Source organism: Bacillus sp. FG16, assembly GCF_057809515.1.
The window spans coordinates 1-15,851 of sequence record NZ_JBMDKC010000068.1 but is presented as its reverse complement, the minus strand read 5'-3'; the positions used below and the strand labels follow the sequence as shown (position 1 = coordinate 15,851).

Annotated in this window: 15 protein-coding genes, 1 pseudogene and 1 riboswitch; of the genes and pseudogenes, 9 read left to right on the top strand and 7 right to left on the bottom strand. The window is 32.8% G+C overall.

The features are described 5' to 3' along the window. Positions 1–130: 130 nt before the first annotated feature. The 3 genes from ACODS7_RS21780 (at position 131) to ACODS7_RS21770 (ending at position 4,305) form a co-directional block, all read left to right on the top strand. Positions 131–2,257 (top strand): peptidoglycan D,D-transpeptidase FtsI family protein, encoded by a 2,127-nt coding sequence (locus ACODS7_RS21780; protein WP_043938203.1) that lies wholly within the window; start codon positions 131–133, stop codon positions 2,255–2,257. A 76-nt stretch (positions 2,258–2,333) separates the two neighbouring features. Further along, entirely contained in the window at positions 2,334–2,864 is a 531-nt protein-coding gene (gene lepB, locus ACODS7_RS21775; protein WP_029442446.1) for a signal peptidase I, read from the top strand. A gap of 262 nt (positions 2,865–3,126) precedes the next feature. Further along, positions 3,127–4,305 (top strand): macrolide family glycosyltransferase, encoded by a 1,179-nt coding sequence (locus ACODS7_RS21770; RefSeq protein ID WP_224980366.1) that lies wholly within the window; start codon positions 3,127–3,129, stop codon positions 4,303–4,305. Between the two features lie 50 nt (positions 4,306–4,355). Here ACODS7_RS21770 and ACODS7_RS21765 read toward each other — a convergent pair whose 3' ends face one another. Further along, positions 4,356–5,036 carry an aspartate/glutamate racemase family protein gene (locus ACODS7_RS21765; RefSeq protein ID WP_016081435.1) on the bottom strand — a complete coding sequence of 227 codons (681 nt, stop codon included), beginning with the start codon at positions 5,034–5,036 and terminating at the stop codon, positions 4,356–4,358. Between the two features lie 153 nt (positions 5,037–5,189). Continuing rightward, a riboswitch (SAM riboswitch) is annotated at positions 5,190–5,305 on the top strand. Between the two features lie 139 nt (positions 5,306–5,444). On the opposite strand from ACODS7_RS21765, the gene ACODS7_RS21760 reads away from it, so the two are divergent. The 4 genes from ACODS7_RS21760 (at position 5,445) to ACODS7_RS21745 (ending at position 8,741) form a co-directional block, all read left to right on the top strand. Further along, positions 5,445–5,993, top strand: coding sequence for an ECF-type riboflavin transporter substrate-binding protein (locus ACODS7_RS21760; RefSeq protein WP_001038211.1), 549 nt, complete (start codon positions 5,445–5,447; stop codon positions 5,991–5,993). A gap of 10 nt (positions 5,994–6,003) precedes the next feature. Next, positions 6,004–7,704 carry an ABC transporter ATP-binding protein gene (locus ACODS7_RS21755; RefSeq protein ID WP_048564725.1) on the top strand — a complete coding sequence of 567 codons (1,701 nt, stop codon included), beginning with the start codon at positions 6,004–6,006 and terminating at the stop codon, positions 7,702–7,704. Further along, positions 7,697–8,497: an energy-coupling factor transporter transmembrane component T family protein gene (locus ACODS7_RS21750; RefSeq protein WP_029442450.1), complete on the top strand. Its 801-nt coding sequence runs from the start codon at positions 7,697–7,699 to the stop codon at positions 8,495–8,497. Before ACODS7_RS21755 ends, ACODS7_RS21750 begins: the two co-directional genes overlap by 8 nt. A gap of 136 nt (positions 8,498–8,633) precedes the next feature. Next, a complete protein-coding gene (locus ACODS7_RS21745; protein ID WP_000120182.1) occupies positions 8,634–8,741 on the top strand; it encodes a YjcZ family sporulation protein in 108 nt (35 codons plus the stop codon). A gap of 92 nt (positions 8,742–8,833) precedes the next feature. Here the strand turns inward: ACODS7_RS21745 and ACODS7_RS21740 are convergent, their stop codons facing one another. Further along, positions 8,834–10,102, bottom strand: coding sequence for a sensor histidine kinase (locus ACODS7_RS21740; protein WP_043938208.1), 1,269 nt, complete (start codon positions 10,100–10,102; stop codon positions 8,834–8,836). Positions 10,103–10,238: 136 nt separating this feature from the next. Further along, a pseudogene (locus ACODS7_RS21735) lies at positions 10,239–10,325 on the bottom strand (tyrosine-type recombinase/integrase); the annotation flags it as partial. Positions 10,326–10,498: 173 nt separating this feature from the next. Between ACODS7_RS21735 and ACODS7_RS21730 the strand changes: the two are divergent. Continuing rightward, on the top strand, positions 10,499–10,648 hold the full coding sequence (locus ACODS7_RS21730; RefSeq protein WP_243168470.1) for a DUF3954 domain-containing protein: 150 nt from the start codon (positions 10,499–10,501) through the stop codon (positions 10,646–10,648). Between the two features lie 304 nt (positions 10,649–10,952). On the opposite strand, the gene ACODS7_RS21725 is transcribed toward ACODS7_RS21730, so the two are convergent. The 4 genes from ACODS7_RS21725 to ACODS7_RS21710 form a co-directional block, all read right to left on the bottom strand. Then, positions 10,953–12,941 (bottom strand): YVTN family beta-propeller repeat protein, encoded by a 1,989-nt coding sequence (locus ACODS7_RS21725; RefSeq protein WP_243168459.1) that lies wholly within the window; start codon positions 12,939–12,941, stop codon positions 10,953–10,955. 353 nt (positions 12,942–13,294) lie between these two features. Next, entirely contained in the window at positions 13,295–13,702 is a 408-nt protein-coding gene (locus ACODS7_RS21720) for a magnetosome magnetite crystal formation protein family (protein WP_243168460.1), read from the bottom strand. 301 nt (positions 13,703–14,003) lie between these two features. Continuing rightward, positions 14,004–14,468 (bottom strand): hypothetical protein, encoded by a 465-nt coding sequence (locus ACODS7_RS21715; RefSeq protein ID WP_243168461.1) that lies wholly within the window; start codon positions 14,466–14,468, stop codon positions 14,004–14,006. A 282-nt stretch (positions 14,469–14,750) separates the two neighbouring features. After that, on the bottom strand, positions 14,751–14,999 hold the full coding sequence (locus ACODS7_RS21710) for a hypothetical protein (RefSeq protein ID WP_016084535.1): 249 nt from the start codon (positions 14,997–14,999) through the stop codon (positions 14,751–14,753). Positions 15,000–15,589: 590 nt separating this feature from the next. On the opposite strand from ACODS7_RS21710, the gene ACODS7_RS21705 reads away from it, so the two are divergent. Next, positions 15,590–15,851, top strand: a 262-nt coding sequence (locus ACODS7_RS21705) for a DUF3888 domain-containing protein (RefSeq protein WP_488827529.1), incomplete at its 3' end; no start/stop codon positions are given.

The window sequence follows — 15,851 nt, the reverse complement described above, 5'->3', positions numbered from 1 at the left end:
TTTTAATTTCTATTAAGTTTTAAACATTATATTAATATTTGTACAAAGCAATGTATAGAAAATGTACATTACTTTTAATATAGAAATGTGATTATTATTTGGAATATTGTAAGGAGGAGATTATGACGAGGTGAAAAAGCAAGAGAAGAAAAGTGGTAGAGTATTACCTCTCCGGTTAAATATTTTATTCCTTTGTGTATTTTTATTATTTTCTGGCATTATTATTCAGTTAGGGAAAGTGCAAATTTTTGATGGAGAAACATATAAAAATGAAGTAGAGAAGAGAGAAAATGCAACCGTGGGCCTTTCTGTACCACGTGGGAAAATATTTGATCGTGAAGGAAATCCAGTAGTTGATAATAAGTCTTTACGTACGATTACATATACAAAGGTGAAAGGTGTAAAACAAGAAGAAATATTAAAATCAGCAAGACAACTTGCAGACATTATTGAAATGCCACAAGAAGATATTGATAAGTTAACTGAGACTGATAAGAAAGACTTTTGGATGCAATTAAATCCAGAACTTGCTCAAGACTTAGTATCCAAAAAAGAAATAGATAAGTTCCGAAATAAGGATATTACCGGAAAAGAGCTAGACAAAAAAATAGAAGATTTAAAAAGGAAGCGCGTTACAGATAAAAATCTTCAAGAACTAACAGCTAAAGATATAGAAGTGTTAGCTATTAAAAGTAAAATGACCTCAGGTTTTCAAATGGCACCTCAAATTATTAAAAAGGACGTTAGTGAACAGGAATATGCGGTGATTAGTGAAAATTTAGCGAACCTCCCAGGGGTAGATGCATCAGTTGATTGGGAGAGAATCTATGTAAATGATGGTCTATTCCGTTCTGTCCTTGGTAACGTTTCAAATGCTGATGAAGGATTGCCACGTGAAAGATTAGATTATTATTTAGTGCGTGATTATAGTCGAAATGATAGGGTCGGCAAAAGTTATATCGAACAGCAATACGAAGATGTACTTCATGGTACAAAAAAAGAAGTAAGAAGCATTGCTGATAAACAAGGAAATACTATTAGAACGGAAACTGTTACTGAAGGGAAAAGCGGTAAAAATTTAACTTTAACAATAGATATGGAATTGCAAAAAAAAGTAGAGGAGAGCATAGAAAAAATATTAAAACAATATAAAGGATCAGAATCAATGTTAGACCGTGCTTTCGTAGTGATGATGAATCCCAAAAATGGTCAAGTATTATCAATGGCTGGGAAAAAGCTTGTAGAAAAAGACGGGAAAATGGAAGTAGAAGATTACGCTTTAGGCACGCTGACTAGTTCTTATGAGCTTGGATCAACGGTTAAAGGTGCGACAGTGTTAACAGGGTTTGAAACAAATGCAATAACTCCTGGAACACATTTTTATGATGCACCTATGAAGTTTAAAGGAACTAAGGAGAAGAAGTCTTGGAAAAATTTTGGTGATATAGACGATCTAAGAGCGTTACAAGTATCTTCAAACGTTTATATGTTTAATATAGCATTAAAAATTGCTGGAGTGGATTATGTGAAAAATAGTTCACTAGATATTAAACAAGAATATTTTGATAAAATGAGGTATTATTTCAGGCAATTTGGATTAGGCGTACAAACTGGTATTGATTTACCAAATGAAACTGCAGGACAAATTGGAAGAAAAGATAATCAGCCTGGTTTCTTATTAGATTATTCTATTGGACAATATGATACGTATACACCACTTCAGCTTGCACAATATATTTCGACTATCGCAAATGGAGGGTATCGAATGAAACCACAAATTGTTCAAGAGATTAGAGAACAAACCGTTCAAAAAGATGAGGTTGGTAAAGTAGTACAATCAATAGAACCCGTTGTTTTAAATAGAATCGATATGAAACAAGAATATATTAATCAAGTAAAAGAAGGATTTAGAAAAGTATTTCAAGAAGGAGATGGAACGGGAGTAAGAGCGTTCCAAAAAGCACCATATAAACCAGCTGGTAAAACAGGGACCGCACAAACTGTATATGGTGGAGAAAATGAAATTGGGCGAAATGCGAAAGGCGATCGTAGAGAATGTTATAACTTAACATTGGCTGGATATGCGCCATATGATGATCCAGAAGTAGCATTTTCTGTTGTAGTACCGTGGGTTGAAAATGATAAATCGGGCATTAACTCCGATATTGGAAAAGAAGTTTTAGATGCTTATTTTGATTTGAAAAATAAGCGATTAACTGGTGAAGCGCCAAAAACAGATAACTCTAAAGAGAATTAAAATGGACGAAACGTCTCTAGCATTCATGTGAACTAGAGGCGTTTTTATCTGGGGATAGATTGGAAATGAGGTATATATGAAGCTGTTTATTCTAAAATATTGGAGGAACATATGTAGCTACATCTTAATTATAATAGGGGTTATTTTTATTAATAAGTCATTTTTATTTTGTATGGTAGAAGGAATTTCGATGCAACCTACTTTAAATGAAAAAGATTATATACTTGTTAATAAGGTAAACGTCTGTTTATCGTCTTTTCATTATGGGGATGTTGTCATCATAAAAAAAGAAGACGAGCCTATTTACTATGTGAAACGAATTATTGGATTATCGGGGGATAATATACAATTAAAAGAGGATGAGGTATATATTAACGGTAAAAAGCGTGATGAGTCGTATATACATTTAGATATGTTACAAGTATCCAATCGTTTTTCAAATTTTAGAGAAATAAAAGTTCCTACGCATAAATTATTTGTGTTAGGTGATAATCGTAATCATAGTAAAGATAGTAGGAATACACTTGGACTTATTGATGAGTCAAATATAATAGGTAAGGTAGAAATGGTATTTTATCCATTTGATCATATAAAATGGATAAAATAATTCTATTAACGATTCACATTTTATAAAATAAATCATATATTGATAGCATAGGACAAGCAGAAAAGCTTGTTCTAACCTCACAGAACACTCCTTATCACGGTTAGGCATCTACATAGGTAGATGCTTTTTTTATGTTGATGACTGAAAATTATTTATCAACATAATGTAACAAGCACTTTAGGACTATTAGGGGACGATTACATGTACAAATAACAGTATGTATGCTTAATTAAAACAGTGAAATGTAAGGAGTGAGGAATAAGTGCTAAATATTTTAGTGGTTAATTTTCCAGCAGAGGGACATGTAAACCCTACATTAAATTTAGTAAAAGCCTTTACTGAACGAGGGGATCACGTACATTATATTACAACGGCAAACTTTAAGGATAGAATTGAAGATTTAGGAGCTACTGTACATACTCATCCGGATCTATTAAAGGAGATTTCTATTGATGCTGAAACCTCATCTGGGTTAAATGCTTTCTTTCATGTGCATGTTCAAACTTCTTTATATATATTGGAAATTACGAAAAAATTATGTGAAAGTATAAATTTTGATTTCGTAATTTATGATATATTTGGCGCGGGAGAGTTAGTAAAGGAGTATTTACAAGTTCCAGGTGTAGTTTCCTCACCTATATTTTTAATTCCTTCAGAGTTTTTGAAGACATTACCTTTTCATCCAAATGCAGATATACCATTCCAACCAGAGGAGATCTCTGAAAAATTACTAAATCAGATGGAACATAAATTTGGAGTAAAACCAAAGAATAATCTTCAATTTATGAATAATAAGGGTGATGTTTGTTTCGTATACACAAGTCGTTATTTCCAACCTAATAGCGAATCGTTCGGAGAAAATAACATTTTTATTGGACCGAGCATTTCAAAGTGTAAAACAAATATAAAGTTTCCACTGGAATCACTTAAAGAGAAGAAAGTTATTTACATTTCAATGGGAACACTGCTTGAAGGACTCGAACCATTCTTTAATACTTGTATTGATACTTTTTCAGATTTTGATGGGATAGTTGTAATGGCAATTGGTGATAGAAATGATATTTCAAAAATAAAGCAAGCGCCAGATAATTTTATAATTGCTCCATACGTACCTCAATCAGAAATATTAAATGAAGCAGATGTTTTTATTACACATGGTGGTATGAATAGCGTACACGATGCCATTCATTATAATGTCCCATTTGTAATAATACCGCATGATAAAGATCAGCCTATGATAGCGCAAAGATTAACTGAGCTTGAAGCGGCACATAGACTATTGAAAGAACATGTTAATGTGCACACTTTAAAAGAGGCTGTAACAGATGTTCTTTCAAATGAAAAGTATAAAAATGGTATAAGAAAACTGAATGATAGCTTTATAGAATGTGGTGGTTCAAAAGAAGCAATTGCAGTTATTGAATCTCTTTTAAATAAATAATTGTAATAATATAAAAGCATAGAGGTTCTCACCTTTATGCTTTTATATTCCTATCCAGCAAATTGCACAGCAGTATTTGCATGTAAAAAAGCAGTATCAAAAACGGGAATAGTGAGATCATTTTGGGAGATGAGTAAAGGTATTTCAGTACAGCCTAATAATATACCTTCAGCGCCGTTTTGAATTAATGATTTTGTAATTTGTAATAACTTTTCTTTAGATGTTTCTGAAATGATCCCTCTACTTAATTCATCTAATATGACATGGTGGATAAAAGTTCTTTCCTCGTCATTTGGGATAATTGTCTCAATGTTATATTTCGCTAATCGTGATTTATAGAAATCTTGCTCCATCGTTTGTTTTGTTCCTAATAGTCCGATACGTTTTATATTCTGTTCTACCATTTCTTTAGCACTTACATCACCAATATGAAGAAGCGGGATAGATATTGCTTGTTCTACTTCCTCGGCAAATAGATGTACGGTATTTGAACACATTAATAAACATTCAGCCCCAGATTTTTCAACTTTCTTTGCAACTGTAACTAGTTCATTTTTCACTTCTTCATATTGATGGTTTTGTAATAAAGTAGTTACTTCACCAAAATCCATACTATATAAAACTAACTTTGCATTTTGATCGTATTGAGAGAGTGTAAGCGTATTAATATGTTTATAGTATAATGATGTAGATTCCCAACTTAATCCTCCAATCAAACCAATAACTTTCATAATGCATTCCTCCCGAAACGATTTTGAATTCATTATTTCACAATTCCGATAAGAAAACAATGATTTAAATGTGCCATTTAACAAAAAATAAAAATAGTAAGAAAAGTGTTGAAATTTACACTTTTTAGTGCCATAATACGAATTACAAATTAATACTTATCCAGAGAGGTGGAGGGAACGGCCCTAAGAAACCTCAGCAACCCCTATGCAATTTTATAGGAAGGTGCTAATTCCGCAGAGGACACGTTGTGTTTTTTGAAAGATAAGAGGATTCTTGAACGTGAAAGAAAATGACCTCTTATATAAGAGGTCATTTTTTGTTGTATAGAAAGGGAGTGTAGATGCATAATTCATTTTTAAATTAAATATAGAGTAATAAAAGTTGACTAATATGAGAGGGGAATTGTAATGAACAAATTATCAACAAAGTTAGTAGTAGCAATCGGTATTGGAGCAGCATTATACGGGATATTAGGACTTTGGGGATTTTCTATTGCACCGAATACATTTATTAAACCAGCATTAGCTATATTAACTGTTTTTGGAGCATTATTTGGTCCAGTGGCAGGACTGTTAATCGGACTTATAGGTCATACAGTAACAGATACGATTGCTGGCTGGGGGATTTGGTGGGGCTGGGTTATTAGTTCAGGGATTATTGGTTTTTCGATGGGTCTTATTCAAAAAAGAGTTGGTTTTAGTGTGAAAAACGGGTCGTTTAACAAGGGGCATATTTCTTATTTAGCAATTACTGGGTTAGTTGGTATTGTCATTGCTATTATATTTGCTGGGGCATTCGATATTATTGTGATGGGAGAACCATTTGACAAAATTGTTATACAAGTATTAGGAGCAACAATTTCCGATGTTATCGTTTTCTTAGTAGTTGGATTGCCACTTACAATTGGCTTGGCAAAATCTAATAAGAAACATACACATTTAAAAATTGAAAAGTAGGGATGTTAACATGCAACCAATTATTTCGTTTGAACAATTTACCTTTCAATATGGGCATGCTGCGCAGCCTACTTTAAGTGATATTACCTTTCATATATACCCTGGAGAAAAGGTGCTAATTGCTGGACGAAGTGGTTCAGGAAAGTCGACATTAGCTCATTGTATCAATGGGCTAATCCCATTTTCTTATGAAGGGATTAGTACTGGTAACGTTTTAATTGCTGGAAAAGATCCGCGAAAAGGCAGCATTTTCGAGCAGAGTAAAAATGTGGGAACAATTTTGCAAGATCAAGATGCTCAATTTATTGGTCTGACAGTAGAAGAAGATGTAGCTTTTTATTTAGAAAATGAATGTGTAAATCAAGATGACATGAAAAAGATTGTTTCGGACTCATTAAGAAAGGTGAAGATGCATACGTTTCATAAACAAAGTCCACATGAATTATCAGGAGGTCAAAAGCAAACAGTTTCTCTTGCTGGTTTATTAACAACAAATGCGGATATATTATTGTTCGATGAACCGTTAGCGAACTTAGATCCACTAAGCGCCGTACATACGATAGAACTTATGAAAGATATACATGAGCAATATAATAAAACGATTGTTATTATCGAACATAGGATAGAAGAAATTTTAAAGCTGGATTTAGACAAAGTTATATTAATTGATGAAGGTAAAGTCATTGCAATAGGAACACCAAAAGAAATCTTAGCGTCAAATATATTGCCACGTATTGGCTTAAGAGAGCCTATTTACATCGAAGCATTAAAGAGATTACATTTTGATCGTAATAATGACGTAATATATCCAATGGAAAACCTTCAAAAAGAAAAGATAGGCAACGTTCTAAAAGAGTGGATGGAGAAACAAGTCATATTAAAAGGTAATACTAAAAACAAGGAATTACTTAAAGTGGAGAATTTATCATTTTCATACCCTAATAAACAAAAAGTATTAGAAAATGTAAACCTTTCAATATATGAAGGAGAAATTGTGGCACTATTGGGACATAATGGAGCAGGGAAATCCACATTAGCTCATAGTCTTATAGGCATAAACAAAATAAAAAATGGGAAAATCTTGTTAGAAGGTGAAAATATTAGTTCTTGGTCTATTCGTAAACGTGGGAAAATCATATCTTACGTGATGCAAAATCCAAATCATATGATTACACAGCCTACTGTTTTTGAAGAAGTTTCATTTACATTAACATTACATAATTTTTCTAAGGAAGAAATTAAGAATAGAGTAGAAGGAACTTTAAAAATTTGTGGTTTATATCCATTTCGTAATTGGCCAATTCAAGCACTAAGCTATGGGCAAAAAAAGAGATTAACAATCGCATCTGTATTAACAACAAATCCTAAGCTTATCATATTAGATGAACCGACAGCGGGACAAGATTATTATCATTATAAACAATTTATGTCGTTTATTAATAACCTAGCTAAAAAGGGTATTTCATTTATTTTTATCACTCACGATATGAATCTCGCACTAGAATATGCAGACCGTGCAGTAGTTCTACATGAAGGGGAAATTATTGCGGATAATACAGTGTCTAATGTATTTGGTGATCAAGAAACGTTACAAATAGCTAACTTAAGAGAGAGTTCTTTAACCAAGCTTGTTAAATTTAGTGGGATTGCATGTCCGGAAAAATTTATGGAACTTTATTTAGATAGTAATAGGAGGGAGGAAGGTGCATAGTACATATTTTCATCGTATGGATGGGGTAGTGAAATTGTTTTTATTTATTTTTTGTATGACGCTTACTTTTTTGTTTTTTGATTTTCGGGTGTTGCTAATATTATTTATCATTGGGTGTATCGGACTCAGCATTGCTAAAATTCCATTTCATAAAATTTTAATTGTTTTTAGTGTCATATTTACATTTAGTTTATTAAACTCTGTCATGATTTTATTTATTACACCAACTCATGGATCTGAATTAACTGAATCATATACCTCGTTTTTACATATTGGATATGCAACGATTACATATGAAACATTATTTTATGCAGCTACACTTTCATTAAAGTATTTTACGTTATTACCATTTACACTTCTTTTTATATACACGACAGATCCAAGCGAATTTGTAAGTAGTTTAAGTAAACTTGGTATCCATTATAAGATTACATATGCAATAAATATTGCACTACGTTATATTCCTGACATCCAGTCTGAGTATAAAATTATTAAACACGCGCAAGAAGCGAGAGGAGTGGCTTTTGAAAAAGGAGAAGCAAGTTTATGGGTTCGTATGAAGAACCGTGTTTTAATTTTCTGGCCACTAATCATTCATTCTCTAGAAAGAATAGATACGGTTTCAAATGCAATGGATTTAAGAGGATTTGGAAAGAAGGATAAACGTACATGGTTTTATACAAGTAAGGCGAAACGTAAAGATTTCATCGCTTTATTTGCCGGTGTTTTCATATTCATTGTTGCGGTATATTTAAAATTAAACGTATTTCAAAACTTTTGGTATCCATTTTAAAGCACTCTTTAAACGAGTGCTTTTACTTATTTTTATGTAGACATGCTCAAAAAAGGGATATACACATAATGTATAATACGAACCAGTTAAAATGATCAACTACCTATTAGTTTTCAAACCAAAAGGAGGAGAAAATATGAGTTACGGTGGTTCTTGTGGTTTTGGTGGAGGTTTCGCTTTATTAGTTGTGTTATTCATTCTATTAATAATTGTAGGATGCAGCTGCTGGGGCGGAGGATACTAATTTTTAATTAGTCTTCACAAATGTAAACTAAAAAAACATTGAAGATACTTATGTATCGAAACAAATAAAAAAGGAGCAACTATGCCCCTTTTTTATTTGTTTAAATGCGTATTCTTACTATATTTCGGGAACGTAATCGTTAAAGTTGTTCCTTTACTAACGATACTTCGGATTTTTAAACTTCCATGCATCGTCTCAATAATCTTAACAGCAACCATCGTACCTAAACCAGTGCCTTTTGTTTTTGTACTAAAATACGGTTCACCGAATCGATTTATTTGCTCCTGTGACATTCCAACTCCGCTATCTTCAATTCGTATTTCAACTTTACTATTATTGATAGATGAGGAAATATTTAAGGTACCACCATTAGGCATTGCTTCAATACTGTTTTTTATTAAGTTTAAAAAACATTGTTGAAAGTGCTGTTTATTACCAACAATGGTTGCCTCAGAAAAATCCTGTGTAATATGTATCGTATTCATATTACATAATGGCAATATCATATTAATAACTCGATTTAACTCTTGTTTTACTGAAATTTGATCTAATTTTTCTGGAGCAGGTTTGGCAAACGTTAAGTAATCATCGATAATTTCTTGGGCACGATTTAACTCTTCAAGTATATGTTTAATATATTCGTCTCTTGATTCAGGAGTTAAATTTGGTGTTTTTAAAAGCTGTGTAAATCCTTTTACGACCGTTAAAGGATTCCTTACTTCGTGCGATATACTTGCAGCGAGTTGGCTAACAATCTCCATTTTTTCCATTTTAATTAATTTTGAGCGCATTAATACAGCATCTTTTATAACTTCATTTATATAAACAATAAATAACATTAAAGTAGTCGGTAATACCATGAAATAAATAATATATAAATTATTCACTTCAAAATCTGATAAAGTTAATACAATTACAGTTGTAAATATTGCTAGGAAAAAGGTTAAAAACATGGAAAAAGCTACTTTAAGTTTTCTATTATATGTATTAAATTTTGAAGATGCGAGTGCTGTAACGATGAACATTATTCCGTAAACAACGACTGTTAGCATGTTAAAACCATAAAATATAAATCTTGTAATTAATAAAATTGTAAACAATATGATACCGACAGGGAATCCACCATAAAGCGTACCTATTATGACCGGAATTTGTCTTAAATCATGAATACAACTTTCATCCATATAGATAGGGTATCGCATACATAAAATAAGCGGGATACTAGAACAAAGGGTAATCAGTAGTATTTTATATTTCTTTAAATAGTGCCGGCTATCATATATGAAATAAAAAACAAATATACTACATAAAATGTATAGAAGATTATTTAATACGTTTTGATTAATATAAACAAAGTCCATAATATTTGCCTCGTTATTCTGAATTTACTTAACATATGTATTATACATGATAACATATGTTAAAGTGAATAAACCTTGTTAATACAAGATTTGTTTGGCTTTTTGTTATAAAATGCAAACATTCTACAAGCGTTAGCTATCCAAAGATACTTTTACTAAAATTTTTTACTCCTTCTTCCTGCATGTTCGGTAAAACATGAGAATAAATCCTAAGAGTTAATGAATACACGGAGATTTCAAAGAGTTGTAGACAAGTTTTCCAATTGGGGTACAGCTGAAGAATTGTGTAAGGCAGTGAGGGATAAAAAAGAAATAATTCCAGTAAGGGTTTATTTGGGAAGTGGCTTTAAAACTGATGTTGTCGAGTACATGCGGTAGTAAAAGAGAGATAGACATATTAAAAAAGTAGAAATTGATGTTAGTAGCAACAAACTTTTAATAGTGAAGGGTGGAAATGTAACAGCAGTCAATCCACCAATGAGCGGATTTGGTGAGCAAGTCGCGGTTTGGATAAACGGTAAGGTTGATCGTGTAGATGTGAAGTGAAAATCGTAATAAAAAAGAGCTATGAGTGGAAAGGCTCATAGCTCTTTGTATAAGGATAATGGTTTTATAGGTAAATATTGTTATAAAACCCCAAAAAAATTCAATGTTAGTAAATTAATCGGTATATGATATGGATTTTATAGAAAGAGAGCAGCTAGTTGCTCGGCAGGTTCTGTAAGACAAAACAGTAGAGAATATTAACAGAATATAGAGGGTTATTCTAGTTGTTTGAATATAGTTAAAGAAAGAATATCACTTACTATCAATGTTATTAAAAACTATCTGTGACTTTCATTTCTTTATTTTATTCACAAATAGTTCCAGTAGCTATTCCGGTTGGAGCGACACCTACTGGGACATTAGTGATAACAGTATTCGTAGCAATATCAATAACGGAAACAGTATTACTAGCTTGATTTGTAACATATGCTCGAGTGCCATCAGGTATGATGGTTACTTGATCAGGAGATAAACCAACAGAAATTGTATCAATCACAGTATTTGTCGCCACATTTATTACAGATACATTATTACTAACTTTATTTACAACGTAAATAAGATTTCCACCCGGTGTAATATCTATACCAACAGGTTCGGTACCTACGTTAATTGTATTAATAACTGCATTGGTAGTGGTGTTAATAACAGAAACAGTATTGCTGTTTTGATTCGTGACATACGCACGAGTGCCATCTAGTGTAAACACGATTATTCTAGGACGAATGCCAACAGGGATGGTAGCGATAACTGTGTTGGTAGCAGTATTAATGACAGAAATTGTGTTGCTTAATTCATTTGCAACATATGCAAAGGCTCCATTTGGGGAAACAGTAATCCCTTGTGGAGCGATGCCAACAGGAATGGTATTACTAACTGTGTTTGTTGCCGCATTAATGACAGAAACTGTATTATTACCATGATTTCCAACATAAACAGTTGTGTTATTTGGAGAAACAGCTACACCTATTGGATTAGTTCCAACAGGAATGGTACCAATCACAGTATTCGTAGCAGTATAAATAACGGAAACGGTATTAGAAAAAATATTAGTAACATAGGCACGAGCTCCATTTGGTGAAACCGTTACTTCAAGTGGTGCATTACCTACAGTAATTGTATCAACTACTATATTTGTTCCGGTGTTAATTACAGATACTGTATCATTTGTAGGGTCATCTATGAGTCCTGCATTTGTAGCATATACTAGGAAATTACATGCAGGTCCGGTTGGCCCGGTTGGCCCGGTCGGTCCAGTAGGTCCCGGTGGACAATCACAATCTCCAGTAGGGCCCGGTGGTCCTTCAGGCCCTTGGATTCCTTGCACACCTTGAGGTCCAGTGGCTCCTGGTGGTCCTTCAGGCCCTTGAATTCCTGGCACACCCTGAAGTCCAGTGGCTCCTGGTGGTCCTTCAGGCCCTTGAATTCCTTGTACACCCTGAGGTCCAGTGGTCCCTTCCGGTCCTTCCAGTCCTTGAATCCCTTGGATTCCCTGAGGCCCAGTAGGTCCCGGTGGTCCAGGAATTCCCATTCCGGTCCCTGAACCAGTAGGCCCAGGTGGTCCTGGTGGTCCTTGAATCCCTTGTACACCTTGAGGTCCTTCCGGTCCTTCTGGTCCTTCAGGCCCCTGAATTCCTTCTACACCTTGAGGTCCTTGAGGCCCTTCAGGCCCTTCCGGTCCTTGAATCCCTGGCACACCTTGAGGTCCTTCCGGTCCTTCTGGTCCTTCAGGCCCCTGAATTCCTTGCACACCTTGAGAACCCTGAGCGCCTCTAGGTCCAGGAAATCCTCTAGGTCCAGTGGCTCCAGTCGGCCCCGGTGTTCCGATGTTACTTAATAGCGAACTATTTAAGATTCCTTGTAAAATTAAGTTGAATGTTTGCTGTAATAAGGGGTCCGATATATTTGAACAATTTATAAGTGAAGACAAGCTTTGGAATAGAAATTGGAATAATGCTGAGATTTGAGTGAGAGATGCGGTAGGTAAAGAATTAATTAATTGATTTATAGTTCTTATAACTAAATTCCTATTTCGTGTATTTGGTTGTACTGCTATTAATAAATCATTTAATGCCTGTAATGCTGATTGGAGTATTTGTATAGTTGTTGGATTTGGTGTTGTGAAAAAAGAAAGGATGGCTTGATTTAATTGATTTATTATTTGCAATAATTCTTGTTGTTGAGCATTCGAGAAAAAAACAGGTGTACAGCAATTACTTTGATCACAAGGGGATATAGAAACAAAGCAGGGTTGCTGAAATTTATCACACGAATTTGATTTTCGATTATATCTCATAAATACCTCCTTTAAAAAATTAAATGTTAAGTAATTTTTGGTAAATTATTAGCAACTGAATTTGTAGGTATATGTTTAATTGAAATGTTTTTTCCTTCAAAGTATATGCCAATAAAATTGAGGTGTTCATATGGGGGATATAGCCAATACTTGGTTGCTAGGAGGAAATTGTAATCATAGGAAAGGAAATGAAGGTTACAAAGTTTATAGAAAAACGATTGTATTTTAAAAAAGCGTTATTGTAATAAAAGTTGAAGTTTATTAAAAAGAAGGAATGAAGGAAGATGTAAAAGATTTTGAAAGATCCATAAAAAAAGAATTCAATAAAATTCTGAATTCTTCTACACGTATTTTTATTTGTTAATCCATTTGGAAATAATAGGATAATGAAAGTCTTTTTCTTGTAGCACATATAAAATTCCTTTTATAGGTCCAAAAATTAACAAGAGAAACAGTATTAGATATAAAGGAGCTACCCGGAAAATAATCAAAGCGTTATTTGAAGCCAAGTCTAAATTAGACCAAAATAGCATTAAGATTCTTGTTATGAAAAGATTCCATATTACCGTAATTATCCAAATGAATAGTTGGTAAAAAACAGCTTCAAGGATATTTTTCTGAATGTTTTGTGATTTAAATACAAAATAGAAAACCAAAGGTATATAAAAAATTGTGACACTAAAGAAAATAAGAATAAAAAAAGATAATAATGTAAGAAAATGCATAATTAATTTTATGTTCTTTTCTTGAGTTAGGATCATTAAGGTCCTCCTATATTTATGAGATTTGTTGTGCCTATTAAAATATGTACTGTTGGTAATTATAACATGAAAATGAATTGTAATAGAATAATGCATTAAAAAGAACAAGTAATAAATTAAACAAAAGCTTTATTTTGTTATAGATAAATAGGTGACTCAGCAATTGTGCTAGCCGAGTCACCTAGTACTATCGAACCAAATAATGTTCTTTTTCTATATGTAGTTATGTGGAGTTCTTAGAGGCTAGCCCAATAGACAATTAAGGGACAAATAGAATCATTTTAGAGAGTTTTACATTTTATTATGTTAATGCTACAACAGCAAGAGTTAAGCCCAACGTATTTAATGTATTAGAATATGGTCCTACATTAACAGTAAGCGTACTTGTTATACCTGAAGGTGTAGTGAAAATAGCGGGGGCTGATACAGAAGTGAATCCGGCTGTATATCCTAGAGAAGTACCTGATCCAATGATTGGATTATTATTAAGATACATAGTGATACCTGCCGAATTACCTCCTGGTTGAATGATAACTTGCACTTCATAGATTGCCAAATAGGTTCTTCCACCTTCAAGTAAAACAGTTGTTGGTGGTGTGAATGAGATTGCCGTGCCATTAGAATTTACCACGGTATCTAGTGGAATCGCAGAGTTTACAGAAACTATTGATGGGGTAGTTTGAACAACATTTAAACTGTTAGCCGTGGGAGATGGACAAGAACAAGGTTTGTGAATGTTAGAGTTGCTATCATTTTGATAATTCACAAATAATCAAGCTCCTTTACGTAAGATAATTTTTTATCCTATATAAAACGTAGCTTTTTTGTATCTAAGTTATTTTTAATAAGTTTTTAAAGATAAGTCGAATATTATTGGTCAGTCAACTCTTAAAAGTATTTGATACTCTGGGATTTAAAAGTGCATCTGATAAATATATATGAATGTTTTTTAAGGACATTACTGTAAGTTAGGAAACATAATAAAATTGTTATTTGGAACTGTCCATGAAAAAAGAGCACCACCGAAAGTGCTCTTAGAAAATACATTTTATATTCTGTTTTGAGCTACGATTTTTATATTCTCTGGTGGAATGATATCTTGAATTTTTTCTTTTAAATCTACTTGGACCATTTCTTCAAGATGTTCAAGTGAAACTTCAAAGTTTATACATTCCGCAGTTGGGATGATTAATAAAGAATAATTTTCATTCCTTTTAACAACAAGATATTGCGATTGATCTGTTATTACTATACACCCTTGTTGAATGCCTAATTTACGATTGTCTTCAAAAGTCATAAATGTTTCTCCTTTTATATGTATTGCCGATAAATAGTTTACTACATAAATACATTGGTTCATATTGAGAAACCTTACATTAGTATTACAATTTCATATGGTTTCTGAATATCTTGTGGGCTAGTAATACGGAGAGTGTAAGAAGGTTCAATTGAATATTTAACAAAATCCTTATTTGAAAACAAGAGCCCTAGAGTTAGGGCTCTAGGGCTTCTTGTTTTGGTATTCTCACATGGTTTTTCAAAAAGAATAGAACATATTGAAGATAACATGTGAATGTTTCATAAATGTATCAAAAAAGTGAACAAAATTGCTATTGCAGAAGAAGCGGAAATGAAGTTTCTAATACATAAGTACGTGCAAGGTATTATTTCCATTGTATAAAATGCGTATGGGACACCTAATCTTTATTTTATTGGGGGAAAAGAATATGTTATGAACTTGGTTGAATGAAAAAATGAAAATTTTACTTTTAGAGTGAAACTAAACAAAAACGCTATTTGAATAAAAGAAGTTAGACAAGAATGAAGAATAGTCATTTCTTGAGCTGGGGAGGTTAACGGATATCCAAATTAAATAAGGGTGATTATGTGTTAAAAGGTAAAGTGATTAGTTTGTTTTTTGGAATTGTAATGGCAGTTTCATTTTTAAATCCGTTAGATATCAAAGCGGTTAATAGTAATGATCAAGAGCTTTATGATTCTTATAATACTTTATTAGCGCCATATGCAAGTCAAGTTATCAGAAGCAAGCTTGGACCAGATCATCAGTATAGTTTAACGGACACAAAAATTATAAAAATTGAACGTTTTCCAGAAGAAAGCTTTAATTTTATTGTTACAGTTCAATATA